This window comes from Acidobacteriota bacterium (assembly GCA_009838525.1).
Taxonomy (GTDB): Bacteria; Acidobacteriota; Vicinamibacteria; order Vicinamibacterales; family UBA8438; genus VXRJ01.
The window spans coordinates 12,178-39,153 of sequence record VXRJ01000038.1; the positions used below are offsets into that span (position 1 = coordinate 12,178).

20 protein-coding genes, 1 tRNA gene and 2 other RNA genes are annotated in these 26,976 nt (G+C 67.4%); 4 read left to right on the forward strand and 19 right to left on the reverse strand.

Going from position 1 to position 26,976, the window contains the following annotated elements; genetic code table 11:
* The first annotated feature begins 9 nt into the window (after positions 1–9).
* On the forward strand, positions 10–2,952 hold the full coding sequence (locus F4Y45_17630; protein ID MXY26328.1) for a hypothetical protein: 2,943 nt from the start codon (positions 10–12) through the stop codon (positions 2,950–2,952).
* On the opposite strand, the gene F4Y45_17635 is transcribed toward F4Y45_17630, so the two are convergent.
* From F4Y45_17635 to F4Y45_17655, 5 genes are all read right to left on the reverse strand, one after another.
* Positions 2,953–3,810: a DMT family transporter gene (locus F4Y45_17635; protein MXY26329.1), complete on the reverse strand. Its 858-nt coding sequence runs from the start codon at positions 3,808–3,810 to the stop codon at positions 2,953–2,955. It abuts the gene before it with no gap.
* Between the two features lie 46 nt (positions 3,811–3,856).
* Positions 3,857–6,775 carry a hypothetical protein gene (locus tag F4Y45_17640; GenBank protein ID MXY26330.1) on the reverse strand — a complete coding sequence of 973 codons (2,919 nt, stop codon included), beginning with the start codon at positions 6,773–6,775 and terminating at the stop codon, positions 3,857–3,859.
* 273 nt (positions 6,776–7,048) lie between these two features.
* A complete protein-coding gene (locus F4Y45_17645) occupies positions 7,049–7,627 on the reverse strand; it encodes a Uma2 family endonuclease (protein ID MXY26331.1) in 579 nt (192 codons plus the stop codon).
* Positions 7,628–7,630: 3 nt separating this feature from the next.
* Positions 7,631–9,490 carry an ABC transporter ATP-binding protein gene (locus F4Y45_17650; protein ID MXY26332.1) on the reverse strand — a complete coding sequence of 620 codons (1,860 nt, stop codon included), beginning with the start codon at positions 9,488–9,490 and terminating at the stop codon, positions 7,631–7,633.
* Positions 9,491–11,335: an ABC transporter ATP-binding protein gene (locus F4Y45_17655; GenBank protein ID MXY26333.1), complete on the reverse strand. Its 1,845-nt coding sequence runs from the start codon at positions 11,333–11,335 to the stop codon at positions 9,491–9,493. It lies immediately after the preceding gene.
* A gap of 52 nt (positions 11,336–11,387) precedes the next feature.
* Between F4Y45_17655 and F4Y45_17660 the strand changes: the two genes are divergently transcribed.
* Complete coding sequence (locus F4Y45_17660) at positions 11,388–12,314, forward strand: hypothetical protein (protein MXY26334.1); 927 nt, start codon at positions 11,388–11,390, stop codon at positions 12,312–12,314.
* 69 nt (positions 12,315–12,383) lie between these two features.
* Here the strand turns inward: F4Y45_17660 and F4Y45_17665 are convergent, their stop codons facing one another.
* The gene (locus F4Y45_17665; GenBank protein ID MXY26335.1) at positions 12,384–13,142 is read right to left on the reverse strand and encodes a hypothetical protein; all 759 of its coding nucleotides are present in this window, start codon (positions 13,140–13,142) and stop codon (positions 12,384–12,386) included.
* Between the two features lie 38 nt (positions 13,143–13,180).
* Here F4Y45_17665 and ssrA point away from each other — a divergent pair.
* Together ssrA and F4Y45_17675 are read left to right on the forward strand one after the other, a co-directional pair.
* Positions 13,181–13,536: a transfer-messenger RNA gene (gene ssrA / locus F4Y45_17670) on the forward strand.
* 197 nt (positions 13,537–13,733) lie between these two features.
* Positions 13,734–15,296, forward strand: coding sequence for a Fic family protein (locus tag F4Y45_17675; GenBank protein ID MXY26336.1), 1,563 nt, complete (start codon positions 13,734–13,736; stop codon positions 15,294–15,296).
* 37 nt (positions 15,297–15,333) lie between these two features.
* Here the strand turns inward: F4Y45_17675 and thiL are convergent, their stop codons facing one another.
* The 13 genes from thiL to F4Y45_17740 all read right to left on the reverse strand — a co-directional run bounded on the left by thiL (position 15,334) and on the right by F4Y45_17740 (position 26,970).
* On the reverse strand, positions 15,334–16,314 hold the full coding sequence (thiL, locus tag F4Y45_17680; GenBank protein MXY26337.1) for a thiamine-phosphate kinase: 981 nt from the start codon (positions 16,312–16,314) through the stop codon (positions 15,334–15,336).
* Between the two features lie 55 nt (positions 16,315–16,369).
* A complete protein-coding gene (gene rny, locus F4Y45_17685; protein MXY26338.1) occupies positions 16,370–17,965 on the reverse strand; it encodes a ribonuclease Y in 1,596 nt (531 codons plus the stop codon).
* Between the two features lie 48 nt (positions 17,966–18,013).
* Positions 18,014–18,200: non-coding RNA, 6S RNA (gene ssrS / locus F4Y45_17690), on the reverse strand.
* 115 nt (positions 18,201–18,315) lie between these two features.
* Positions 18,316–18,651, reverse strand: a complete 336-nt coding sequence (locus tag F4Y45_17695) for a cell division protein ZapA (protein MXY26339.1) — start codon at positions 18,649–18,651, stop codon at positions 18,316–18,318.
* 6 nt (positions 18,652–18,657) lie between these two features.
* Positions 18,658–18,978, reverse strand: coding sequence for a cell division protein ZapB (gene zapB, locus F4Y45_17700; GenBank protein ID MXY26340.1), 321 nt, complete (start codon positions 18,976–18,978; stop codon positions 18,658–18,660).
* 80 nt (positions 18,979–19,058) lie between these two features.
* Positions 19,059–21,404 (reverse strand): phenylalanine--tRNA ligase subunit beta, encoded by a 2,346-nt coding sequence (pheT, locus tag F4Y45_17705; protein MXY26341.1) that lies wholly within the window; start codon positions 21,402–21,404, stop codon positions 19,059–19,061.
* A complete protein-coding gene (gene pheS / locus F4Y45_17710; GenBank protein ID MXY26342.1) occupies positions 21,212–22,261 on the reverse strand; it encodes a phenylalanine--tRNA ligase subunit alpha in 1,050 nt (349 codons plus the stop codon). The genes pheT and pheS overlap by 193 nt, the downstream gene beginning before the upstream one ends.
* A 63-nt stretch (positions 22,262–22,324) precedes the next feature.
* Complete coding sequence (gene rplT, locus F4Y45_17715; protein ID MXY26343.1) at positions 22,325–22,699, reverse strand: 50S ribosomal protein L20; 375 nt, start codon at positions 22,697–22,699, stop codon at positions 22,325–22,327.
* Positions 22,700–22,741: 42 nt separating this feature from the next.
* Positions 22,742–22,939: a 50S ribosomal protein L35 gene (rpmI, locus tag F4Y45_17720; protein ID MXY26344.1), complete on the reverse strand. Its 198-nt coding sequence runs from the start codon at positions 22,937–22,939 to the stop codon at positions 22,742–22,744.
* A 72-nt stretch (positions 22,940–23,011) separates the two neighbouring features.
* Positions 23,012–23,581 carry a translation initiation factor IF-3 gene (locus tag F4Y45_17725; GenBank protein MXY26345.1) on the reverse strand — a complete coding sequence of 190 codons (570 nt, stop codon included), beginning with the start codon at positions 23,579–23,581 and terminating at the stop codon, positions 23,012–23,014.
* 52 nt (positions 23,582–23,633) lie between these two features.
* Positions 23,634–25,574, reverse strand: coding sequence for a threonine--tRNA ligase (gene thrS, locus F4Y45_17730; GenBank protein ID MXY26346.1), 1,941 nt, complete (start codon positions 25,572–25,574; stop codon positions 23,634–23,636).
* Positions 25,575–25,650: 76 nt separating this feature from the next.
* A tRNA-Val gene (locus tag F4Y45_17735) sits at positions 25,651–25,727 on the reverse strand.
* Between the two features lie 64 nt (positions 25,728–25,791).
* Positions 25,792–26,970: a PDZ domain-containing protein gene (locus F4Y45_17740; protein MXY26347.1), complete on the reverse strand. Its 1,179-nt coding sequence runs from the start codon at positions 26,968–26,970 to the stop codon at positions 25,792–25,794.
* Positions 26,971–26,976 lie beyond the last annotated feature (6 nt).

Below are 26,976 nucleotides of genomic sequence, written 5' to 3' on the forward strand. Positions count from 1 at the left end.
GCAAGGGCCATGCGTGCAGTGAGCGTTGCTTCAGGGCTTCTGGCCGCCGCGTTGATCCTGGTGGCGATGGCGCCTGTTCAGGCGCAGTCCCGAGAGCCCGGGGCTGCTCAGGGAGCCGGCGGCACCGTGCTCGTGCTGCCGTTTGCCAACCTGACCGGGAATCCGGCCGACGACTGGATCGGCGTAGGAATCGCCGAGGCGGTCGCCACCGACTTGCAGGCCGGGGGCACGCGAACGCTCCGCGCCACCCGGCCGCCGCTCGACGAGAACGATCCCGGCGAAGGCTGGGAGGCGGCGCTGGAAGCGGGTCGGCTCGCCGGCGCCGCGCTGGTGATCAGCGGCACCTATCAGCGCCTAGGTGACGAGATTCGCGTGACCGCTCGGGTCGTCGACGTGATGGGTGGCACTGTCATCCGGTCGGCGATGGCGACCGGACGGACGGACGAGATGTTCGACCTTCAGGACCAGGTCGCGGCGAGCCTTAGGGACGTCCCGGCGGTCGCCCAAGCGCAGCCGAACCGGGATCCGGCGCCGGCGCCAGTGTCACCGCCTTCAGCTCCGTCGCCGAGCGGGAGCGCGGCTGCAATCTTCGAACGCTACCGATCGTCGGCCGCTCCCGCCACCGCTGCCACTTCCGCCCCCCGCACCGCCGGCGGGGCAGCCGCCGCGCCGGCGGGCGCCGCGGTCGAAGCCGGACTCATTGACGGCCCGCCCGCGCCGGAGCCGCCGGCTGTCATGACACGCGACGAGGATGGGCGGACGACGGTTCGGGCGATCCGCCTCGACGAGGGTATCAGCCTCGACGGCGTCCTCGACGAGCCGGTCTACGAGACGGTGCCCGCGATCACGGGGTTCATTCAGCAGGTGCCCGACATCGGCGCGCCCGCGACCGAGCGCACCGAGGCGTGGGTCATGTTCGACGACACGAACGTCTACGTGGCGGGCCGTCTGTACGAATCGGTTCCGGAGAGCCAGTGGGTTGCCAACGAGATGCGGCGCGACACCAGTCAACTCCGCCAGAACGATACGTTCACGGCGTTCTTCGACACGTTCTACGACCGGCGCAACGGCTTCAACTTCTATACCAACCCGCTGGGCGCTCGCGCCGATCAGCAGTTCACGAACGAGGGTAACCCGAACGCCGACTGGAATCCGGTCTGGGACGTCCGGACCGGCCGCTTCGATGGCGGCTGGACGGTGGAGATGGAGATTCCGTTCAAGACCCTGCGTTACCGGTCGGAGCCGCCGCATATCTGGGGCATCCAGCTCCGGCGCGCCATCCGGCGCAAGAACGAGTGGGTCTACCTGACGCGGCTGCCGATCTCGGCTGGTGGCGGCAGCGGGTCGGCCGGCATCTTTCGCGTCTCGGCGGCCGGCACGCTGGTCGGTCTGGAGCCGCCCCCGGCGAGCCGCAACATCGAGGTCAAGCCGTACGCCATCGGCGGCGTTACTACCGATCTCACCGCGTCTCCCTCGATTGTCGACGAAAGGAGCGGCGACGCCGGCATCGACATCAAATACGGTATCACGCAGAATCTGACTGCGGATTTCACCTTGAACACCGACTTCGCCCAGGTGGAGGTGGACGAGCGGCAGGTGAACCTGACCCGCTTCCCGCTGTTTTTTCCGGAGAAACGGGAGTTCTTTCTCGAAGGACGGGGCATTTTCGGGTTCGCTCGGGGTGGCGTCACCGGCCGGTTCGGCGGGCCGGGAGGCGGGCCGACCGGCGGTGTTTTCGGCGACGTGAATGTCCCGCAACTCTTCTATAGCCGGAAGATCGGACTGGAACGGGGTCGGGTGGTGCCCATCGTTGGGGGCGCACGAGTCACCGGCAAGGTGGGGCAGTTCGACGTCGGCGCCCTCAACATCCATACCGGGGACGAGACGGTCTCCAGCTCGGATCCGACCAACTTCACCGTCGTTCGACTCCGGCGCGATCTCCTGCGGCGCAGTTCGGTCGGCGCGATGTTCACCAACCGCTCCGTCTCCCGTGTCGCTCCGGGCTCCAGCCAGGCGTACGGCATCGACGGCACCTTCGCCTTCTTCGAGAACGTCAGCCTGATTACCTACATCGCCCAGACTCGTCTTCCCAGCCCGGAATACCGCGGCAAGGACATGAGCTACCAGGGCAAGTTCGAGTACGCGGCGGACCGCTACGGTTTCCAGGTGGATCACCTGGTGGTGGAGGACAACTTCCTGCCGGAGGTCGGTTTTCTCAGGCGCGATAACTTCCGGCGCACGTTTTCCGCGGCGCGGTTCAGCCCCCGGCCGCGGTCCATCGAGAGCGTCCGGCAGTTCAGCCTGGAGGGGAGCATCGACTACATCGTCACGGCCGACGAGAACCTACTGGAGACGCGGCAGGGCATCGTGGCGTTCCAGACCGAGTTCGAGTCCAGCGACCGGCTCACCTTCACGGGGACCGACAACTATGAGGTGCTGGTTCGGCCGTTCACACCTCCCGGTTCCGATTTTTCCATCCCGATCGGGGGTTACGGTTTCACCGATGGCGAGGTGTCCTATTCGATCGGCCAGCAACGGCGCATCAACGGGACGTTGGCAGCGCGGTACGGCGAGTATTTCGGCGGCGACCTGACGTCGGTGGAGTTCAGGCAAGGGCGCATCGCCGTGCTGCCGCAGATGTCGATCGAGCCGACTATTTCGTTCAACTGGATCGACACGCCGTACGGCGCGTTCCAGACCAACCTGGCGGTGACCCGCGTGAACTACGCCTTCAATCCCCGCATGTTCTTCAGCGGGCTCCTGCAGTACAACTCGGCGAGCAACTCGTTCGGCAGCAACCTACGGCTCCGCTGGGAGTACAGCCCCGGCAGCGAGTTGTTCGTCGTGTACACCGACGACCGCGACGTAACCGGCGGATTGCGGCCCGACCGCGGCTGGGACCTGCGGAACCGCGGCTTCGTCGTCAAGTTCAACCGGCTGTTCCGATTCTGACTACAGCCCCGAACCGCCGACGATAAGCGCGACCGCGAGGAGCGCGCACGCTACCCCGGCCACCTGCCAGCCGTTTAGGTGCTCGCCAAGCACCACGCGCGCCAGGATGACGGTACTCGCGGGGTACAGCGACGACAGGGTTACCGCGACGCTGAGCGGCCCGTAACGGGTGGCGAGCAGGTACAGCGCGTTGGCGCTCATATCGAGGGCCCCGGAGGCGATGGCGATTCTGGCGGTGGGCGTAGCCATGCGCAGCGGTCGTCCGCCCAGGCGCGCCAGGACGCTCAGAAGCGTCACCGAGACGGCACGTGCCGCAACGAGCGGCCACATGCCGGCTTGGGCGTCCGTTTCGGCCAGGGCAAGAAAGAACAGGCCGATAGCCACACCCGCCGGAAGTGCAAGTCCAACGCCTGGGGGAAGCGCACCGGCCCGCACCGACGGGGAGGTGGCCGTTCCCTGCCGGCTGACCAGCACGATGGCCACAATTGCCAGCGCGATGCCGAGTAGCGCCGGCCCCCCGAGGCGTTCACCGAGCAATACACTGGTGGCTACGGGGATCATTACGGAGCACACGGCCGTCGTTGGAGCCACGACCGCCATTCTCCCCACCGCCAGCGCACGAAAGAGCAGTGTGATGCCGACACCGCCGGTCAATCCGGCCACGCCGCCCCAGGCCAGGTCACGCGTCGAAGGCGCGGCCTCGGGCAACAGCGGCAGCAGAAGGGCCAGGAGCGCCAGGCCGGTGCACTGCGACGTCACGACTATGGCGAGAGTGTTCGTTCGCCGCGATGCGAAACCGCCAAGGAAATCGGCCGCGCCGTACAACGCTGCTGAACCGAGTGCGAGCAGAGAAGCCATGGCGGTCGGCGGCGGGTTCGACCGGCCGTCAGCCCGCCGGCGGCAGTCAGTACCTGAACAGGTACTGGAACTTCGTGAAGAACGCCCGGTTCGTGCGCTGCAGCGTAGTGACCGACGGGAACAGATAGTCCTGGATCCCGTCGCCGTCGATGTCGTCGCCCACGATGAGGCTGCCTTGCCGGTAGCGGTCGTCGTAGCCGACGTAGAAGACCGTTCCTGCGTTGACGCGGTAGCTTACGAGCAGGTTCAGGCCCGCCGTCTTCTGCAACGTGTTGAACTCGGCGATGTTCCGCAACGCCAGCCGGTCCGTGAACTGGTAGGTGCTCAGGGCGCGCACGATGGTGACGTCGAAGATCAGGGGGTCGTCGTTGCGCGGGTCGATGCGCGGGTCGAACAGCCGGCTGGAGTTGATGTTGATCTGCGACTGGAACCGGGGTACCGGACGGAGCGTCAGGAACATGCCGCCGCTGCCGCCGTGACCGAGGAACGGGTTCTCCTGGTACCGTACCTCGTCGCCGTATTGATAGAACCCTCCGATGGAGAATCGGCTGCTGGTGCTGACGCGGCCGAAGGCGCGGTAGCTGACCTTGTCGAAGTTCACGCCGAGGTAGCGCTCCATGTCGCGGTTGGCGCTGACGCTGGCGCTGATGTTATTCGCGAACGTCGTGTTCAGGCTGGCCCGGAACTGCTCGTCCTCCAGTACGTCGTCGAAGTTCCAGTTCCGGCCGTAGGTGACACTCGGTCCCCAGTTGATGAGCCAGCTCTCCGGCCAGAACCGGTATCCGACAGTCGTGACGTTACGCCGCTGGTCGGTTCGCTGCACGAAGCCGACGTCGGTCTGGAAGTCGGGCGACAGAGTATACGTGCCGTTGAAGATGCTCCAGTTGCGGCCGTTCAGTCGGTAGTTGACGTCGAACAGCGTGCCCCGGGAATCGATGCCGTCGAGATCGCGGTTGTCGGTCTGGACCGCCGTGAACGCGACCGCCTGAGTCTGGCCCAGCCGGAACGCGCCGTCGGCCAGCACCATGCGGCTGTAGCCACCCAGGAAGTCGCGGTTGGTCACCATCGCGCCGATGTGCGACTCCGAGTAGAGGTCGTAGCGGGCTCGCCCGATCAGGACGTTGGCGCCGACGTCGGCGGCGGGTCCCGCCAGGCCGGCCACGGCGCCCGCCGCGGCATCGTTCGCGGCCAGGAAGCCGATAGAGGTCCGTCCCACCTTGCCGGTGATCTTCGCTCCCCAGTCCGGGTCCCGGATCGTCCGCGTATGCACGAAGTTGACGGGTCCGAACACGTTGAAGATCTCGGCGCCCTCGAGAAAGAACGGCCGCAGTTCGGGGTAGAAGAGCGCAAACCGCTGGTTGATCTCGATTTGCGGGCGGTCGGACTCGACCTGCGAGAAGTCCGGATTGAAGGTGAAGTCCAGCGTCAGGTTCGACGTGATGCCGTACTTGACGTTGACGCCTCCTTCCGGCTCCGCATCCCCGGGCTGGAAGGCGCCGGTCGACGTGTCGATCGATCCGAGCTGGAGGCCCGTCGCCACCGGCATGATCTCGAGATTCCGGCTCGTCGAGAGGTTGGTCATGCCTTCAAGCAAGCCCATCTGGGGCAGGAAGCCGGCCACCCCGCGCGATATCGGCGCCCAGACGACGTTCTCGTCCTTGTCGCGGATCTCGCGGACGATCTGGAACGCCCATCGATGCGGGACGTCGCGTTCCCGCCGCGGATAGCGCAGGCTCTTGAACGGGATCGCCATCTCGGCGGTGAAGCCGTCGTCGACGATCTGGGCGCCGCTGTCGAACAGGACATCCCACGAGTCGTCGCCCCAGGGAATACCCGAGCGTCTGAAACCACCGCCACCGCCGCCACGACCGCCTCGGCCACCACCCCCGCCGCCGCGCGCGTTGATGATCTCGTCGCCCTGCACGTTGTAGCCGTTGACGGAGAATGCGTAGGCGCGCTGCTGGTCGAGGAACGGGTCGAAGTAGACCGTGATCTTGTCGTCGCGAAACGCCCGGTCGCGGTCGACCCGAGTTGCCCGCATGATGCCGGGATCCTCGTAGTGGGCGTGGAAGGCGACGTACAGGTTCTGGCTGTCGTAGCTGATCCAGGCCTCGGTCTCCTCGGTGGCGGGTGCTCCCTCCAGGGGCTGTTCCTGAACGAACTCGGTGATGCGCACCGCGTTCCGCCAGACCTCGTCGTCGAGGCGGCCGTCGATGTCCGGGCGGGTATCGGTCCGCGTGGGCCGGAGCATCGGACGTCCGGTCAGGATGCCGGCTGCGGCGGCGAATCCGGCGGCCGGTGGACCGTCGCTCGCCGGTTCGGCTCGTGCGCCCAGTTCCAGACTGCCGGCCACGTCCGCTGGCGGCATCGGAGCCCGGCGTGCCGATCGCCGGGGTGGCACCGTCCCGCCACTGCCGTTACCGTTGCCATTGCCGGACACCAGCCGGGGGAGAGAGGAGTCAACCGGTGTCGCATTCCCACCGTTGATGCGAACCCGCAGCGTGGTGCTCAGGTCAGCGGCGATCTGGTCCTGGAGTGCGAAGAGCTCGCCCACGCTACCATCCGCCCTGGCCGCAGAGGCCACCGCGCCGGTCTCCGTGTCCGTCACGCGCGCCGTGATGCGCATGCGATCGCCCACGCGCTGGTAGGCGCCAGTGACGAGCCACTTGGCGACGGGTTGCCGGCCGACGACCGACACCGTGTCCAGGCGGGCGAACTCCGCCGACAGAGTCTCCGCGATACCAGCGCCGATCCAGTCGTCGGCCGGGTTGGCCGAGATGTTCTCGAAGGAAGCGATCGCTACTGAGACGGGTTCGGTGGCCATCACGGCCGTCGAGGCTCCGGCTCCGGGCCCTGTCTGCGCCAGCGCCACGGCCGGAAGGGCAGCGAGGAACCAAGCGATCACACCGGCCAGTGTCCGAATCCACTGAGCCCGGCGCTCGCTTGTCGAGGGGCGGATCCGCATCTGCTTCCTGCTGAGGTTACCTGAGAATCCAGACCCCGGGCGGCGGGGATTCGTTTACGCTTCGCGCCGACGCTAGCTTACGTCAGAATCGGTCGACTCTCGGAGGTGACCGATGAACCAGGTCAGGATGCCGATGCGTGACGGCGACGGACCCGGCTGCATGTACTGGATCGGCGCTTCGTAGCTGTCACAAGACCGGACCGCAGGGCGCGGCCTCCACCCATGACCCCGCAACTGGCGCGCAGCGTCCAGCCCAAAGTCCAGCTAGGCAAGTCAGGGAAGCAGATCGTTAACGACGATCCGTGCCTGCGGGCGCGCGGCCGGGGCCACGCTATCGCCGGCCGCATGCTTGGTGACGCTTCGGTAGCCGTCTGCATCCGGATCGCGGTACACCTCGAGCCGGGCCTCGGGTATGGCGAGGATCCAGTACTCCGGAATCCCGCAGCGCGCGTACACACTCTGCTTGACGCTCCGGTCGTGCTGCAGCGACTCGATCGCTACCTCGACGACCAGCACCGCGGACGTTGGGTGGGCGTCCCGGTAGTCGCGCATCACGCCGGTGACCACGGCCACGTCCGGCTCGGGCTCCGAGTAGTCGTCGGTGGCCAGCGGGTGCTGGATGCGCACGTAGCACCCGGGGCTGAACACCCGCCGCAGGTAGTCGGCGACCAGGTCGATCCCGAGCGCATGGCGGCTTCCTTCCGGTGTCATGGCGCGCAGGTCTCCGTCGATCAACTCCAGTTTGGCGTCGGCCGCGAATACGCCGGCTTCGACGGCGCGGTCGTACTCGACGCGGCTCAGCCGATAGTTGCCGATAGGCACGTTGGACACGTGGACCTTATGACGGTTCATCTATCATAGCGCCGACGGCCCGAGAGACTGTCCCGCCGCCGACGCCAGCACCGCATCGGCCCGGCTCCCGGCCGGTTCCTGATCCTGGTACTGCAACTGATACAACGTGTGGTAAAGGTCGCGCCGCGCCAGCAGTTCCTGGTGGGTCCCCGCCTCGCGCAGCTCTCCCCTGTGGAACAGCAGAATCCGGTCCATGTCCTGCACGGTTGACAGCCTATGCGCGATGGCGATGGTGGTCCGTCCCGCCATCAGGACGCCGAGCGCGTCCTGAATGAGCCGTTCGGTGCCGGTGTCGACGCTCGAGGTCGCTTCGTCGAGCAACAGAACCTCGGGCGCAAACGCGAGCGCCCTGGCAAACGACAGCAGTTGCCGCTGGCCGGTCGAGAGCGTTGCCCCCCGCTCGGCCAATTCGCTGTCAAGACCCCCCGACAACCGCTCGATGAACCCGTCGGCATGGACGCTCGCCGCCGCCGCACGCACCTCGGCGTCACCGATCTCCTCATGGCCGAGCCGGATGTTCTCGCGGACGCTGCCGGAGAAGAGATGGACGTCCTGCAGCACCAGCCCGAAGCGACGCCGCAGGTCGGGCAAGGGAAGCTCCCGGATGTCGACGCCATCGATCGTGATGCGGCCGCGGTTGACGTCGTAGAAACGCATCAACAGGTTGATCAGGGTCGTCTTGCCCGCCCCGGTTGCGCCGACCACGCCCACCCGGGAGCCGGGCGGGACGTCGAACGTCACGTCGCGGAGCACGTAGTCGTCATCCCGGTACGCGAACCAGACTCCTTCGAACCGGATGTGTCCCCGGCCACCCACGGTGGTCGTTCGTGCGGCCGGCCCCTGCGGCCCCGTCGCCGACGCCGGCGACGTCATGGCGACCGGCGTGTCGAGCAGGCCGAAGATCCGCTCCGACGACGCCATTGCCGACTGCATCAGATTGAACTTCTCCGACAGGTCGCTGATGGGCCGGAAGAACAGATGTGAATAGCTGATGAACGCGATGAGCGACCCCAGCGTTATCGTCTCCTGCAGGGCGCGGCCGCCGCCGTACCAGAGGATCAGCCCGGTTGCCACCGCTCCGAGGAGCTCGATGGCGGGATAGAACGTGGCGTAGTAGAAGATCGAGTCGACGTTGGCGTCGCGGTGGGCCCGGTTGATCCGGCTGAACTGCGCGAAGTTGCAGCGCTCGCGCCGGAACACCTGGACGGTGGCCATGCCGGAAATGTTCTCCTGCAGAAACGCGTTGATCCGCGCGATCCACGTCCGCACCTCCCGGTACGACGCGCGCGCATGGGTCCGGAACCAGTGGGTGACGGCGGCGATCAGCGGCAGGACGACAAAGGTGACCAGCGCGAGGCGCCAGTCGAGGACCAGCAGCAGCACCATGATGCCGGCCAGCATCACGACGTCGCGTACCACGGCCACGACGCCTGAGGCGAACAGGTCGTTCAGGGCATCGACGTCGGTCGTCACCCGCGTCATCAGCCGTCCGACCGGGTTCCGGTCGTAGAACGCGACGTCCAGCCGCTGCAGGTGCCGGTAGATCTCCATCCGGAGGTCGTACATGATCCGCTGCCCCATCATCTGAAGCGTCAGCGTCTCGATGTAGCCGAGAACGAACGAGCCAAGCAGGACGCCGAGGAACACCAGGACGATCTGCCCCAGGCCATCCAGGTTGCCGGTGGCGACATGGTTGTCGATGACCAGCTTCGTGAGCCACGGCGGCGCCAGCTGGAGCACCGATCCGGCCGCGATGGTCCCGAGCGCGAGAGCCACCGAGCGCCGGTGCGGCCCGAGGTACGTCAGCAGCCGCCGCATCAGACGGGCGTCGTACGCTTTGCCGAGCACCTCCGGTTCGTACATCTACGACTCCGCCAAGGCGGCTTCGAGCAACTGCTTGTGGTGCAGTCCCGCATAGAGACCGCCCGCTCCCACGAGTTCGTCGTGCGTCCCGCGTTCGACGACACGGCCCTCTTCGAGCACCAGGATCAGGTCCGCGTCGCGCACGGTCGAGATGCGGTGCGACACCAGGATCGTCGTCCGTTCGCGCATCACCCCCCGCAGCCGCGACAGGATCGCCTCCTCGGTGTGCGTATCGACGGCCGAAAGCGCGTCATCGAGGATCAGGATGCGGGGGTCGGTCAGAAGCGCACGGGCCAGCGCCGCCCGTTGCTTCTGTCCGCCCGACAGGGTAATCCCACGCTCTCCCACTTCGGTCGCGAGCCCCTGCGGAAAACCGGCGACGTCCGTGTCGAGCTGCGCCAGCGCCACTACGCCGGCCACGTCGTCCGCGAGCGCCCCGCCCGGCAGCCCGGCTTGCCGTCCAGCCGCAAGCGTGTATGGCAGAGCGCCATCGTCATCGTCGCCCTCCAGATCCGCGAGCGCCCCGAACGCGACGTTTCCCGCCACCGTCTCCGAAAACAGCAGCGGCTCCTGGGGCACGTACCCGATCGCGCCGCGCAACTGATCGAGTGGCAGGTCGCGGACGTCGACGCCGTCGACGAACACGCTGCCGCCCGGCGGATCGAACAGCCGCGGGAGCAGCTCGACCAGCGTCGACTTGCCCGATCCCGTCGGGCCGATGAGGGCGAGCACCTGACCCGGCTCGACCCGCGCGGAGACGTTCGAAAGGACGGGCTGTCCGTTGTAGGCGAACGTCAGGTCCCGGAACTCGACCGCGCCACGGATCGAGTCGACCGACGCCGGCCGCTTCGCGTCGCGGATGGCGGGCTCGACCTCCAGGATGTCGAGCATCCGCCTCCAGGCCGCCATGCCCCGCTGGAGCATGTTGGTCACCCAGCCGAATGCGATCATCGGCCACGCAAGCATCATCGTGTAGCCGCTGAAGGCGACGAAATCCCCCAGGGTCATCCGCCCCTCGACCACGTAGCGGCCGCCGAACCAGAGCACCAGGAGGCCGGAAACTCCGAGGAACAGGCCGAGCGACGGATGGAACGCGCCCTGCAGCTCCACGAGCCGGCGGCTCCGCTCCAGGTACTCGCGGTTCGCGCCGCGGAAACGTTCTACTTCCACGCCTTCCCGCCGGTAGGCCCGAACGACGCGGACGCCGGCGAGTGCCTCCTGCACGACCGCGCTCATCCGAGCCAACTGCTCCTGCACCGCCTCCGATCGGCGGTAGATGGCACTGCCGAACCACTTGACGACGACCGACACGAATGGCAGCGGCAGGAGTGCGATCAGGGTCAGGGCAGGCGAGATGGATACCATCAGCAGGACCGCGACTACGAACGTGATGGAGGTGGTGGCGGAGTACATGATGGCGGGTCCGGCCATCATCCGGACCGCCGACAGATCGTTTGTCGCCCGGGACATCAGGTCGCCGGTTCGCTGCGCGTGGAACCAGGCGGGCGGCAGCCGCTGCAGGTGACGGAAGAAGTCGTTGCGCAGGTCGAATTCGACGTCGCGCGACGCGCCGATTATGATCCGCCGCATCAGGAAGCGGCAGACGCCGGCCGCCGCCGCGAGACCGACCAGCATGGCGGCGTAGGTGACGAGTCCGGCGAAGGCGTCCGGGCCAGCGGCCGCATCCTGAGCCAGTTGCGTATCCAGATGGTCTATGCCGAGCTTCACCACCCAGGGCGACAACAGTTGCAGACTCGTGGCGCCCACGAGGAAAATGGCGCCCACGGCAAACCGGCGGCGATACCTGAGCAGATACGGGAGGAAGGCGGACGCGGCTGACGACATCGATCCACTGAGGATAGCAGGCGCTGTCGGCGCGGTGCCGGGGAGCAGAACGGTGGCAACGAACGGACGGATGCGGCAGGACGGGCGAACTGCCGGGCGGGCGATACGAAGGGCGATGGTGGCAGCGGCCGCAGCAGCAGTCGTGCTGGCCGCTGGCGCCGCCACGCCCGTCGTGGCGCAGCAACCGGAGGCACAGCAACCGGAGGCCGAACTCACCGAGTATCTCTGGGCGATCAACGAATCGCTCTGGGTCGGCCCCGCGGTCGGCGAGGACTACACCATCGAGGTCTCGGGTGGCGGCTGGCGGCCAATGCCGTCTCTCTTCGCCTCCAGCGAGCAGTTCGGTATCCTCGGCACGCGGATCGACTTCGGATCGGACCTGGGCCTCTCCCGCACGGACCACCCGGAAGTTCGCGCGACCGTCAAGCGGGGCCGGCAGAAGCTGCGTGTCTCGGTGGTGCCGATGCGCTACGAACAGGAGGTGCAAGCGCTGGCGCGGCCGATCACCTTTCACGGCATCCGGTTCGACGCCGGCCTGCCGATCGAATCGGCTCTCAACTGGAACGCGTGGAGGATCGGCTACGAGCTCGACGTCCTGTCGTTCTCCCGCGGCTACCTCGGCCTGATTGCCGAAGCGAAATACAACCAGATCGACCTGTCGCTCGAGACGCCCTCGCTCGACCCTGAATGGCTGAAGGTGAAGGCGCCGATCCCGGCGGCCGGACTCGTACTGCGGATCTACCCGACCCGCTTTTCGCCGATCACGGCCGAGGTGTCCGGCATGCGCCTGCCGGAAGGATCGCTGGAAGAAGGACACGGCTACTACTTCGATCTCGACGTCTACGCTACGCTCAATCTGGCGCGGACCTTCGGCCTCACCGTCGGCTATCGCGCGATCGACTTCAGCTACCTGTTCGAACGGGACAGCGGCGACCTGAAACTGGAGGGTTTCTATCTGCAGGCCGCCGTCCGCTACTGATGGGCGGCGGCGCCGCCGATTGTGGCGCGGCCTCCGGGCGACGGTCCGATGACTCGCGACGCCGGTCGACTAGTCGTCCCGGGAGTCGTCCCGGGCGAGGCCGGCGGCGAGGTCCGCGACACGATTCGCGGTGAGCGACTCCAGGCGGCAGCCTGCGTAGCGCGCCAGGACTTCCACCGCGGCCAACCAGAACGGCGCGGGCCGCCCCGGTTCGGCGCGCCCTCCCTTCGCGTCGGTCCGCTCGCCGTCCGCATAGAGAACCGCCATCGGTTGGCCGCCCACGACCACCGGCACCGCCATAGCGCCCCGATCCGTATCGATAGCCGCGCCCCGTTCGCTGAGCGCGCGCTCCATTAATCCCGGATCGACGCCGCCCGCCGCGCGGTCCGTCGGATCGCCGGCCACCTCGTCGAACCCCACGAAACGCCAGCCTCGCAGCGACCCCTCGGTGCTGACGAACAGCGCAGCCCGGCCCGCCTCGCCCGCGGCCACGTTCACCAGCGTGTCGAGAACACCGCTCAGGTTCTCTACCTCGTCGATGCGCCGCACGCCGGCCAGCAGCGCGCGCGGGCCGCTCTCGGCCACTTCCGCCAGCGCGGCAGCGATCGCCGTATCCGTCTCCGCCGCCGATTCGGCCGCCGCCGCCTCCAGCGCCTGCGCAAACGCGGCGTCGCGCTCCTCCATGGCGGCATCGAGGGCCTGCTGCTGATTCTGATCCACCTGCGCGATCAGCTCTTCGACGAGACCGTGGATCTCGACCGACGCGATGTCACGTAACCTCGCTACCCGCTCGGCGATCTCCCGCTCGTAGTCGCGCGCGTCGGCCATGGGTGGACAGGGATTATAATGATTGCGTGTTCGTCATTGGGGGCGACACGGCTTCGACGGGGGTCATGGAACCGCCGGATGCATGCCGAGCACCATCGACTCGTAAATCCGATGGAAACCGAGTAACTGCGGACACGCAGCTGCCTCTCGCTGCCTAGACGGTAGCGACGCCTCTTCCGATCCTGCCCGCGGGCCGGGAGCCAGGCGCCATATCAGCGGGCTGGCCACCGCGCGCGGCACCGACGCGCGGCGGCGAGACGTCATCGGGGCTGGTTCCCTGGCGGTTTCCGCCGCCCTTAGACGCCGGGGACGAGACAAACAAGGGCGGACACGCATGTAGAGTCCGACGGGACTGGGTTCTCGGACGCGGGTTCGACTCCCGCCGCCTCCACCACATTCTTGCCCTGCAGATAAGCGGTACAGCGATTTCTTGGGATCGCCGTACCTATTGTTCTCGGTGGTTCAAGTGTGGTGGCCACTTGGCGGTACGCCGCCTGATGATGGCCCGAAGCAAGCAAACATGCAGACAATACAACCTTATAGCATATAAATTAAACGACGCGAAACCCTATAGATAGCCCGGAACCCCAGATGGCGACACCGCAAGAGAAACTCGCTGAATCCTTGCAGACCCTGAATAGGTTGCAGGCGCGCGGCGTCACGGCGATCCGGTCGCGGGACTTGAGCCGCACCCACCGGGAGCGGCTGCTGGGCAGCGGCTTCCTGCGGGAAGTAATCAAGGGGTGGTACATCGCGTCGCGCCCGGACGAGACGCCCGGCGACAGCACGGCCTGGTATTCATCCTTCTGGGATTTCTGCGCAAGCTATCTCTCCGCGCGGTTCGGCGAGGAATGGTGTCTCTCGCCCCAGCAGTCGCTGGCGCTGCACGCCGGCAACCGGACGGTCCCGGCGCAGCTGCTCGTGCGCACGCCACACGGCGACAACAAGCCTACGCCGCTGCCCCACAACACATCGCTGCTCGATGTGCGCCACGCCATGCCACCGGGCGGCGAGGTGGCGGTGCGCGATGGCCTGCGACTGTTTTCCGTGCCGTCGGCGCTCGTCGCCGTGTCGGAACAGCATTTTCGGCGCGCGGCAACGGATGTGCGCGTGGCGATGGCGAGCGTGAAGGATGCGTCCGATGTGCTCGCCGTGCTGCTGGAGGGCGGCCGCAGCACGGTCGCCGGCCGGCTGGCCGGTGCGTTCCGCAACGCTGGCAATGCGCGGATCGCCGATGACATCCTGCAGACTATGGAGACGGCCGGATATGACGTCCGGGAAAGCGATCCGTTTTTGGACCGGCCCGGCATCGTGCTGCCGGTGCGCGAGCTCTCGCCTTACGTAAATCGACTGCGTCTGATGTGGGATGCGATGCGCGCGCCCGTGCTCGAAGGGTTTCCAGCGCCACCGGGTGCAGTCGAGCCTTCGTCCTATCTGCGGGCGGTGGACGATGTGTATATCAACGACGCCTACCACTCACTGTCGATCGAGGGATACCGGGTCAGCCCTGAGCTGATCGAGAGAGTGCGCAGCGGCGCATGGAATCCCGACGGCGAACCGCAGGACCGCGATGCGCTTGCGGCGCGCGGGTACTACGATGCCTTCAGCGCGGTGAAGGCGAGCCTGGAGAGGGTGCTGCACCGGGAGAATCCGGGCACTGTTGGGCGCGACGACCATGGCGGCTGGTATCGCCGCCTGTTCGGCCCCAGCGTGACGGCGGGCATTGTCGGCGCTGCTGATCTGGCCGGCTACCGCAGCGGTCAGGTCTATATCCGGCACTCCATGCATGTGCCGCCGCCGCGCGAGGCGGTCCGCGATTGCATGCCGGCCCTGTTCGAGATGCTCGAGGCCGAAGCCGAGCCCGCCGTGCGCGTTGTGCTCGGGCATTTCGTGTTCGTCTACATCCATCCCTACAGGGACGGGAACGGCCGCATGGGGCGTTTTCTGATGAACGTGATGCTGGCCGCAGGCGGCTATCCCTGGACAATCATCCCGGTCGAACGGCGCGACGATTACATGGCGGCACTTGAATCGGCGAGCGTGAACCAGAACATCCGGCCCTTCGCCTCATTCATCGGCGATCTGGCCGCTTCGGCCCTACCTGTCGCGCGCGCCTCTACGCGGAGACCGTCGGATGATGGCGGCGGCGGGTGACCGGCGCGAGCGGTTGCGGCCGAGGGCCTTCCATGGCCTACTGGGCGGCCGGTACCGCCCCGAAGTGCACGAAGCCAGCGGGAAGCGGTTCTTCGCGCCCGGCCCGGCTGAACCGTACGTCCTTCTCCTTCGTCACGACGCCGATCGGTGTGAGCGCGACGTCGCCAATCTGCCGCCGGACATGCCGCAACCGGCCGGTCAGGCGGGGCGGCGCCGTGAACGCAAGCTCGTAGTCGTCGCCGCCGGCGAGGGCCGCCGTCACGGGATCGACGCCCGCCGCCTCGAACCAGGCGCGAGCTTCGGAGTGGATGGGCAGCGCCTCGGCATCGATTCGGATGCCGACGTTGCTGGCGTTGGCGATCTGCCGAACGCCGTCGGCAAGGCCGTCGCTCAGGTCGACGCAGGCGTGCGCGGCCCGGTTGCGGCCCAATGCGACCCCGAGCGCGACGCGCGGCTCCGGCCGGCGGCACCGTTCAACGCAGGCCGGGAATCCGGACGTGGCGGCTCCGCCGGCTCGCAGCGCGTCGAGTCCGGCGGCGGCGGTTCCGATCGTTCCGCTGACCCAGACCACGTCGCCGGGTCGCGCCGCGTCGCGCGTCAGCAGGCGTCGCCGCTTGGCGCTCCCCAAGGCGGTGATGCCGATGACGATGGGCCCGGGAGACGCGGTGACGTCGCCGCCGACAAGTGCGGTCCGATGGCGGGCGGCGAGCGCCAGAAGCCCGTCCAGGAGGGCGTCGACGTCGGCGATCGGACAAGTGCCCGGGAGCGACAGCGCGAGCAGGACGGTCCGCGGCGCGGCGCCCATCGCGGCAAGGTCGCTCAGGTTGGCGGCGAGCGCCTTGTGACCGGCATCGGCGGGCGGGCCGAGCGCGAGGTCGAAGTGGATTCCTTCGACCAGGGTGTCCGTTGTGGCAACGGTGAGGGTGCCTCGGTCCGGTTGAATAACGGCGGCGTCGTCGCCAATACCCACTTCGACGCCGGACGGCGCCGGTCCCACGCGTGCGCGGATCCGCTCGATAACGGCGTGCTCGCCCCGGCCGGCAACGGTGTCGCCCTTCACGCCTGCGCGCCGCCTACTTCGCGTACTCGACGGAGCGTGTTTCGCGAATCACCGTTACCTTGATTTGTCCGGGGTACTGCAGCTCGTTTTCGATCCGCTTGGCGATGTCGCGCGACAGCCAGACGGCGTCCTCGTCGGAGACCTGCTCGCTCTGCACCATGATGCGGATTTCCCGCCCAGCCTGTAGCGCAAACGCCCTTCCGACCCCCTGAAACGACTCCGCGATGTCCTCCAGCTTCTCGATCCGCTTGACGTACGACTCCAGGATGTCCCTGCGCGCGCCGGGTCGGGCGGCGGAAACCGCATCGGCCGCCTGGACGATCATCGATTCGAGAGACGGCCAGTCAATGTCCATGTGGTGCGCCGCCATGGCGCCGATGACCTCCTCGGTCTCTCCATGCTTCCGGAGGAAGTCGATGCCAAGCTCCAGGTGGGTCCCTTCCAGCTCACGGTCCATCGCCTTGCCGATGTCATGCAGGAACGCCGCGCGGACCGTGGTATGTGCATCGAGCCCCACCTCACGGGCCATCACCCCGGCGACGTACGCCACTTCCTTCGAGTGGGCAAGGACGTTCTGGCCGTAGCTCGTTCGGAACTTCAGCCGTCCCATCATCCGGCTCAGCTCGGGATGGAGGTCGTGCAGGCCCAACTCGAAGGCCGCCGCCTCGCCATCCTTCAGTGTCGCCGCGTCCATCTCTTCACGTACCTTGTCGACGACCTCTTCCACGCGGGCCGGATGGATGCGACCATCGGCGACCAGTTGCTCGATGACGCGCCGGGCGATCTCGCGGCGGTAGGGATCGAAGCAGGAGAGGATGATCGCGCCGGGGGTGTCGTCGACGATCAGCTCGACGCCGGTAGCGGTTTCGAGCGCCCGGATGTTGCGCCCCTCACGTCCGATGATCCGTCCCTTCAGATCGTCGCTTGGCAGGTCTACCACGGACACCGTCGTCTCGATGGCATGGTCGGGCGCGCTCCGCTGAATCGCCTGCGTGATGATCTGCTTCGCCTTGGCCTCGGCGCTCTCCCGCGCTTCGTGCTCCAGCCGTTTCACCAGATGAGCGGCGTCGCGCCGTGCGTCCGCCTCGAGCTGTTGCAGCAACAGCGTCTTCGCTTCGTCGGCCGTCATGCCGGAGACCTGCTGCAGCGCGCGCTGGGCTTCGGTGACCAGTTCCTGGCGGCGCGCCTCGTCCGCTTCGGCCGCCGCCTCACGCCTGGCGAGGGCCTGATCGCGCGCTTCGACCGCCGCTTCGCGCCCCTCGACTTCCTGCGTGGCGCGGGCGAGCGACGCGTCGCGGTCGGCAAGCGCCTGGCGCTTTCCCGCCAGCTCGCGCTCCAGGGCGGCGATCTCCGCACGGCGCGCCTGAGCCTGCTCCTCGGCTTCCTGGCGCAGCTCGTGTGCTTGTTCCTTGGCGCCGAGGAGTACTTCCTTGAGCTTGGCCTCCGCCTCACGTTCGGCGTCAGCCAGTAGGCGCTGGGCGTCCGCCGTGGCCCGATCGACGGTCTCTGCGGCTACTCGGCGTCGCGTGGAGATCCAGTAGATGAGTATGGACAGGCCGACAACGGCAGCTGTAACGGCCCCCGCAAGGATCGGACCGAATTCCACCACGCGCGCCTCCCTGCAACTTGGCGCGCATGCCGGAACCTGAGCCGAACGAAAAACCCCGCGATTACCGTGTGGGGAGGTCGTATGAACCTGCGGGTGCAGGTGGAACCGCTCTCATCAAACGCCGCCTCTCAGGCTTCCTCGCACGGAGGCGTGCTCACAGCGACGCGTCGCGATCCGCTTCGATTCAACAATGGCTCAAACGAGCCTCCGACCATCACGCGTACTGCAGGGACCTCAATCTCAGGACTCGCGGCGCCTCCCCTGCGGCCGGCGACGCGTCCGACACGCGTACCTTTTTGTTGCTGAGAGGCATCTTAGCCCCGCACGGACGGCGGTGCAAGCAACCCGGGTCACGCGTTCGCGGAGTCGTCGGAAGGTGGCAAGCTGACCCTTATCGCGCGATCGACAACCGCCTCGATCTCCGCCGTCCGCTCGCGGATGACGCGGTCGCGGTCGGTCCGGTGTTCCCGGCAGCGGAAGTAGTCATCGGCGATATTCAGCGCGGCGAGCACGGCGACCCGCACCAGGTCCCCGTGCGGCGTCTGGGTGGTGATTGTCCGCATCTTCCCCTGGACATAGTCCGCGAGGCGCTGCAGCTCGGCGCGATCGAGGCTGCTGCGGACGAGATAGGACTGGTCCAGAATCCGGACCGTCACGGTCGCGGCTTCCGGTGTCGGATCGTCCACGGGCTGCTAGAGCTCGATGGCCTCGAGCTGATCGAGCATGGCCGCGACCCGTGTCTGCAACTGCGCGCGTTCCGCGCGGAGGGCCTGCAACTCGTGGCGATCCTGTTGTGCGTGAACACCCTGATCGTCGAGGTTGCGCTTCAACTGCTCGTTCTCCTGTTTCGACTCGGCAAGCTCGCGGCGAGTCGCGTCGAGGAGTTCGACGAGCGCTGAAACCTTGTCGGCGAGCCGTTCGATGGCCGCGAGACTGACAGTCTCAACCGCGCCGGCGTCGATTCTGGCGTCGTCGGTCGCAGTCTCAAGGGTGGCGGGAACGGTCTGATCCATGACGGGTTGTGCTCCTTACTCGTGGCAGTGGACAGGCTTGCGCGCCGTCGTCTCGCCGGGGACAGCGACGTATCGACAGGTCATCGCAACGTCGCCCCATGCGCTGTCTGGAGAGCGCCGACGATCGAGTCCATCGCCTGCTGGACCTCCGGATCGGTCAGCGTGCGATCGGCTGCGCGGAAAGTCAGCCGGAACGCCAGACTGACACACCCTCTCGGTATGCCTTTGCCTTCGTACCGATCGAACTCGTGCACTGCAAGCAGGGTTTCCGGGGCGGCCGAACGAATGGTGCCACGAACGGAGGCGGCGGGCAAGGCGGCATCGACAACAACGGCCAGGTCGCGCACGCTCGACGGATAGCGGGGCAGCGGTGCGGTGACCATCCGGCGGCGGTCGGTGCCGGCGGCGGCGAGGCCGTCGAGATCGAGCTCCGCCACCCAGACCGCCTCGGCCCCGGCACGGTGGATTCCACGCTGCTCGGCGATGTCGAACGCCAATTGCCCGACCGCGCCCAATGGCCGCGGCGCGCCGCCGCCGGGAGCCGGCGCAACGACGGTGGCCGCCCGTCCCGGCACGAGTGTTGGCCGCTTCAAGGGTTCAAAGCCCGCGTGGACGCCAAACGCGTCGCACAGGCGGCTGACGATGCCGGTCAGGTCGAAGAAATCGGACGGTCGCTCCTCTCCGCTCCAATGGCCCGCCGTTCCCGAGCCGGTCAGCGCAATGCCCACGCTGCGCACTTCGCCGCCGCTGGCGGTGAAGCGGGCGCCGATCTCGAAGAGGCGTATGTCATGGTGTTCGCGGTGGCGGTTGTAGACCAGGGCGCCGATCAGGCCGGGCAGGAGCGACGGTCTGAGGACGGCGAAGTGCTCCGAGAGCGGGTTGGCGATTCGGACGATCTCGTCGTCGCGTTCGACGAACGGTCGAGCCGCCGATTCCTCGATGAAGCCGTAGGTGACCGCCTCGGAACAAGTGCTCGCGGTCAGGACGCGCCGCGCCAGACGCTGCTGCGCCAGCGCGTTGCTCTCCGGTGCGGGCGCGTGGGCCATTGCCGGGAAGGTCGACGGCAGCCGATCGTAGCCGTAGTGCCGCGCCACCTCCTCGATCAGGTCGATCTCGCGGCTGACGTCCACCCGGTGGCCCGGCACCGTGACCCGCCAGGTATCGTTCGCCGGCGCGTCTGCGTCGCCGGATGCGTCAGCGGCGGCCGGCGGGTCGTCTACGTCGAAGCCGAGCCGTCCGAGCGCCGCCGGGACGAACGCACGGTCCACTTCAACCCCCAGCACGCGACCGATCCGCGCATGACGCAGCGTAACCGTCGGCCGCGTCCGCGGGGCGGGGTAGCGGTCGACGATGGCTCCCTCCGGTGCGCCGGCCCCCAGCTCGACGAGCAACTTTTGCGCGCGCCGCATCGCGCGGACCGGCGCGGTGATGTCGGCGCCCCGTTCGAACCGGTACGACGCCTCGGTCGACAGCGCCAGTCGCCGGCCGGTGCGACGGACCGAGATCGGGTCGAACCAGGCGCTCTCGAACGCGACACGGCGGGTGCCGCCGGCCACCTCCGAGTCCGCGCTGCCCATGACCCCGGCCACCGCCTGCGGGACGGTGGCGTCGGCAATTACCAGCATGTCGTCTTCGAGCGTCCGCGCGATGCCGTCCAGCGTTGTGACGGACTCGCCGGCCCGGGCGCGGCGGATCCGCAGCTCGCCGCCTCGGAGCCGGTCGAGATCGAAGGCGTGCAGCGGGTGGCCCATCTCGATCAGGACGTAGTTGGTGATGTCTACGAGGTTGTTGATGGGACGGATATCCACCGCCTCGAGACGCGCCGCCATCCAGGCCGGCGAGGGTCCGATGGTGACGCCTGCGAGCGACGCCGCGTAGCGGGGGCAGAGATCGAGTGCGTCGGACTCAATCGTGACGGGCAGCGGGTCGTCGCCGCCGGCCGCCGCGCCGTGGCCGTCCGCCACAGTCCCGTCCGCCAGGACCGGCAGCGCCAGCGGCTCGCCGTAGATGGTCGAGACTTCGCGTGCGATACCGACGACGCTGAGGCAGTCGGGGCGGTTGGTCGTCACCTCGAGGTCGAGCACCGCGTCCGGTTCGCCGGCGGGCCGACCAGGAACGTCCGGCGCCGGATCGATAGACGCCACCTCGAATCCGTGCCGGGTGAGCGAGTCGGCCAACTCCTCGATGGAAGCGGTGACCGGAACAAACTCGCGCAGCCACGAGACCAGGATCTTCACAGCGCGAACTGCTCCAGAAGACGCAGGTCGTTGTCGTAGAAGGCGCGGATGTCGTGCACGCGGTACTTCAGAATCGCGATCCGGTCTACGCCGATGCCGAAGGCCCAGCCGGTGAGCCGCTCGGGGTCGTAGCCGACCGCCTCGAGAACCGCCGGGTCCACCATCCCGCTCCCGAGGATCTCCAGCCATCCCGTCTTCTTGCAGACCGGGCAGCCGTCGCCGTTGCAGAAGACGCAACTGATGAACACCTCCGCGCTCGGCTCCGTGTAGGGGAAGAAGCTGGGGCGGAACATCACCCGCGTCTCCGGGTCGAAGAGCTGCTGCAGGAAGCACTCCAGCGTGCCTTTCAAGTCCGCCATCGTCACATCCTCGCCCACGAGCAGTCCCTCCACCTGCTGGAACATCGGCGAGTGCGTCAGGTCAGGGTTGTCGCGACGGTAGACGCGGCCGGGCGCGATGATCCGCACCGGCGGCTCGTGCGTTTCCATGTAGCGGATCTGCATCCCGGACGTGTGTGTCCGGAGAAGCGTGCCGGGCGGACCGTGCGGCGTTCGGAGCGGCCCGTCGAGGTAGAGGGTGTCCTGCATGTCGCGCGCCGGGTGCTCCGGCGGCATGTTGAGCGCTTCGAAGTTGTGGTAGTCATCCTCCACTTCAGGGCCATCGACGATTTCGAAACCGAGGCCGGTGAAGATCCGTTCGATCTCCTCGCGGATGAGCGTCAGCGGGTGCCGGTGGCCAATCCGGACGTCGCGCCCCGGGAGGGTGACGTCGACCGCGCCGGCGGGACGCGTGAACGCCGTGAGCGCGTCCCGCCGCTCGCCGAGCGCGCGCTCGATCTCCTTGCGGAGCTGGTTTGCCTGCTGCCCCAGCGTGCGGCGCATCTCCGGTGGGGCCGCCGCGACCGACTTGAGGAGCGCCTGCACGGCGCCCCGCTTGCGGCCCAGGTACTGATCGTGCAGCGCCTGCAGGTGGTCGGCCGTCTCGGTCAGCGCGAGGTCGGCGTGGAAGGAGGCCCGGATCTCGTCTGCGGTCGGAACGTCAGCCATCTGGATGCATCACCGCTTGAAGGTAGCGGGGGTTCATCACGGGCTGACCGGGACCGGGACTCCCTACGGCGCGGCGGCCACCGATGGGCGCGCCTCCCGAGCCTGCTCCGCGAGGTGCGCGAACGCATCCGGCTCGCGCACCGCGAGGTCGGCCAGCGCCTTCCGGTCGAGACCGATACCGGCTGCTTTCAATCCGTGCATGAACTGGCTGTAGCTAAGTCCGTGCTGCCGTGACGCCGCGCCGATGCGGGTGATCCAGAGCCGCCGGAAGTCCCGCTTTCGCAGCTTGCGGCCGACGAACGCGTAGTTCAGCGAGGTGTCGACCGCTTCCTTCGCGGCGCGGTACAGCTTGCTCTTGGTCTGAAAGAAACCCTTGGCGCGGGCGAGCAGCTTCTTTCGCTTGCGCCGCCGGATGGGTCCGCGTTTCACTCGAGGCATGATGCTGGCGTCCTTCCTCTGCTTGCCTGTGCCGGCGGGCCGCTACTTGTAGGGGATCATCCGCGCGACTCTTGGAGTGTCAGCGTCGGAGACCGTCGTCGTACCGCGCAGCTTCCGTTTCTGTTTCGTTGTCTTCGTAGTCAGGATGTGCCGCGCGTACGCCTTCTTCCGTGTCACCTTGCCGGTGCCGGTCCGGTTGAAGCGCTTCGCCGCGCCGCGATGAGTCTTCAGCTTCGGCATCTGTCGTCTCCATGTCGTTTCCTGCCACGGGCTGGCGACGCGCGTGGCGATGCGCGCGCCCGAAAGGGCGCGCTACCGCCGCTTCTTCGTCACGGCCCGGCTCGACAGGATCGTGTGCATCTGGTTCCCTTCCATGCGCGGCGCGGTCTCCTGCACCGCCACCTCCTGCAACTCGTCGACCAGCCGGTCAAGGATGTGACGCCCGAACTCGGGGTGCGCCATCTCGCGCCCGCGGAAGAAGATTGTCGCCTTCACCTTGTCGCCGTGGGCGAGGAAGCGCTCCACATGCTTCTTCTTGAACTGATAGTCGTGTTCGTCCACCTTCGGGCGGAACTTGATCTCCTTGACTTCGATTGTCTTCTGATGCTTGCGCGCCAGCCGCGACCGCTTCTGTTCCTCGTACTGATACCGCCCGAAGTCCATGATGCGGCAGACGGGCGGGCGCGCGGTGGGGGAAATCTCGACCAGGTCGAGCCCCTTCTCGCGCGCGATGACGAGCGCCTCAGCCGGCGCCATCAGACCGAGTTGTTCACCCTCATCGTTGATGACGCGAACCTCACGAACCCGAATCCGTTCGTTGACCCGTGTACGCGGCTGACGAAAGTCGCGGCGTGGCCCTCTGGGGCCCCGTCCTGGAGGAATCTCTGCTGCTCCCTTCGTTTCGTTCGTCCGCGGCTCGCCGCGAACGGACAGTTTACTCTTTCTGGCCTTGCTCTGGATCCGGCGACCGCTTCGCCCGCACTTCGGCGCGGAGTGCGCGCACGAGGTCGTCCACGTCGCGCGGGCCCTGATCCCCGGCCGTACGGCTCCTGACCGCCACCGTTCCGTGCTCGGTCTCCCGGTCGCCGACGACGAGCATGTAGGGAATCTTCTGGAGTTGCGCCTCGCGGATCTTCAGCCCGATCTTCTCCTGCCGGCCGTCCAGCTCCACCCGGAATCCCTCCGCCGCGAGACGGTCGCGCACCGTTTCCGCGTGCGGGATGTGCCGGTCCGCGATCGTCAGGACGCGGGTCTGGACCGGCGCCAGCCAGAGCGGAAACGCGCCGGCGTACTGCTCGATCAGGAGGGCGACGAACCGCTCGAAGCTGCCGAAGATCGCACGATGGATCAGCACCGGGGTATGCTCGGCGTTGTCCGCGCCGACGTACTTGAGGCCGAAGCGCTGCGGCATCTGGTAGTCGAGTTGAATCGTCGCGCATTGCCACCGGCGGCCGAGCGCGTCGGTCACGTGCAGGTCGATCTTCGGGCCGTAGAAGCTGCCGTCCCCCTCGGAGATGGTGAACGGCGTCCCCGTCGTTTCGATCGCCGCCTTCAATTGCGCTTCGGCATGGTCCCAGGTTTCCGCCGTTCCCAGGTAGTCGTCGGGCCGCGTCGACAACTCCACCTCGTAGTCGAGGCCGAAATCGGAGTAGACCCGATCGACGAGGCGTAACAGCCGTTCGACCTCGTCGCCGATCTGATCCTCGGTGATGAAACAGTGGGCGTCGTCCTGCGCAAACTGCCGGACGCGGGTCAGGCCGCTCAGCACGCCGGACGCCTCGTTCCGATGCAGCACGCCCTGGTCGTGGAACCGTAGCGGCAGATCGCGATAGCTCCGCCCCTCGCTCGCGAACATCAGCATGTGGCCGGGGCAGTTCATCGCCTTCAGGCCGAACGGTTCGCCGTCCGATTCGACCAGGAACATGTTCTCCCGGTAATGCTCCCAGTGGCCGGAGGTCTCCCAGAGCGCCTTGTTGAAGACGAGTGGCGTCCGCACTTCCTGGTAACCCTCTCCGGAGAGCGCGTCGCGCATGTAGTCGGAGAGCAACTGGTAGAGCGTTGCCCCCTTCGCGTGCCAGAACGGCGCGCCGGGCGCCCAGGGATGGAAGGTGAAGAGTCCCAGCTCCTTGCCCAGCTTGCGGTGGTCGCGCTTCTTCGCCTCCTCGATCCGGTGGAGGTGGTCGGAGAGTTCCGACGCCTTGAAGAACGCGGTGCCGTAGATCCGCTGCATCGGCTGATTGCGCGCGTCACCCTTCCAGTAGGCGTTCGAACTCGACAGCACCTTGAACGCCTTGAGGCGGCCGGTCGAGGGAACGTGCGGGCCGGTGCAGAAATCGATGAAGGCGTGCTCGATGGTGTAGCAGGAAACGCGCGGGCCTCCCTTTTCCTCGATCAGCTGCACCTTCAGGGGCTCGCCCCGGCCGTCGAAGTACGCCTTGGCTTCCTCCTTCGACATCATCTTCCGCTCGTAGCGGAGATCCTGCCGGGCGATCTCGGTCATCTTCCGCTCTATCGCTTCGAGATCCTCGGGAACGAACGGGCGGTTGACGACGAAGTCGTAGAAGAAGCCGTCATCGATTGCTGGGCCGATGCCACACTGCGCCTCCGGGAAGAGGGCGGTCACCGCCGCCGCCATCAGGTGCGCCGTGCTGTGGCGGTACAGAGCGAGGGCTTCCGGCGTCCCTGGCGTCACGAAACGGACCGAAGCGTCCGTCTCCAGCGGGAAGGTGAGATCCACCATACGGTCGTCGACCAACGCGGCAAGCGCGTGCTTGGCCAGACGCGGCGACAGCCCCTTCGCCAGATCGACGACGGGGGCGCCTGCCGGCACGGCCCGGGTGGAGCCGTCGGGCAGCGTGACGGTTACCTGACTCATGCGGTGTGCAGTGGAGCGGACGGGCTCAGGCCGTACACGGCGCAACGGGCGGAGGGGCTAGCGGGAGCATGGAACATGGTAGGCACGGGCGGACTTGAACCGCCGACCTCCTGCATGTCAAGCAGGCGCTCTAACCAACTGAGCTACGCGCCTAGACTTCAGAATCGACAAACCGGTGCATGATCGCGCATACGCGCCATCGCGTCAAACGCGTTTGCTATGCGCCGGCGGAGCCGGTGACTTCCTCGACGGCCCGGTCGAGAACGACGTCCTCGTCCGGCAGGGGCTCTCCAAGCTCTGGCGGCGTGACCTGAACCGGCACGTCCGGTTGGAGGCCGAAGGGGTGGATGGCGTCGCCGGACGGGCGCACGTAGCGCGCCCAGGAGATCCACAGGCCCGCGCCGTCCGGCAGCCGGACCAGTCGTTGAAGGCTGGTCCGCCCGGAGGTCTGCTGGCCGACGGACGTCGCGCGATCCCGATCGAGCAGCGCTGCGGCGAAGACCTCCGCCGGACCCGACGTTCCGTAATTGGTGAGAAGCGTCACGGGCAGGGCGATGGCTGCCGCGCCGTCGTTCCCGGCCTCGAGTGTCTCCTGCGCATCGCCCGGTTCCTCACGGATGGCGATGGCTCCGTCGGCGACGAACAGCCGTGCCGCTCCGACTGCGCCGTCGTACGTGCCTTCAGCCGTCCCGCGGATGTCCACGATGAGGTGCGTGGCGCCGTTGCCCGCGAGCGCCGCCGCGGCATCGGCGATACCCGCCGCGGCGGCGTCGCCGAAGTCGGGAATCCGCAGGTAGCCGATGCCCGCGCCCTCGTCGGCGAGCATGCGGCCGGCCGCGGCGGGGGCAGTCATCGCCTCACGGGTCAGCGTGATGTCATACGGTTCCTGCGTGCTGCCGCGGATGAGGGACAGCGTCACTTCCGTGCCCGGCTCGCCCCGGAGCAGCCGCCGGCCCTCGATCGCCGAAAGGCGCCGCGTCGGCTCGCCGTCAATCGCGCGGACGAAATCGCCCGGCAGGATGTTCGCCTCGGCCGCTGGCGAGTCCTCCAACGGGGCGATCACCTGCAGGTAGTAGCGGCGGGTTACTTCCAGACCGACCCGGCCGTCCGGCAGCGGCCCGCTCCGCTCGATCCGATCCGCATCCTCGGGGGCCAGATAGGCGCTGTCTGAATCGAGTCCCTCCGCCAGGCCCCGCAGGGCGCCGTCCATCACCTCGTCGAGGTTCACTTCCTCGACATAGTTGTTGGAGATGAGCGATACGACGTCTTCGAAAACACGGAGGTGGCGGTAGGTGTCCTCACCGGCGGAGACACGTCCGAGGTAGCCGCCGATCAGCGTGAAGGCGACGACCGAAATGCCGGCCAGGAGGACGGTGATGCGGGTCTTGCTCGACATAATTCA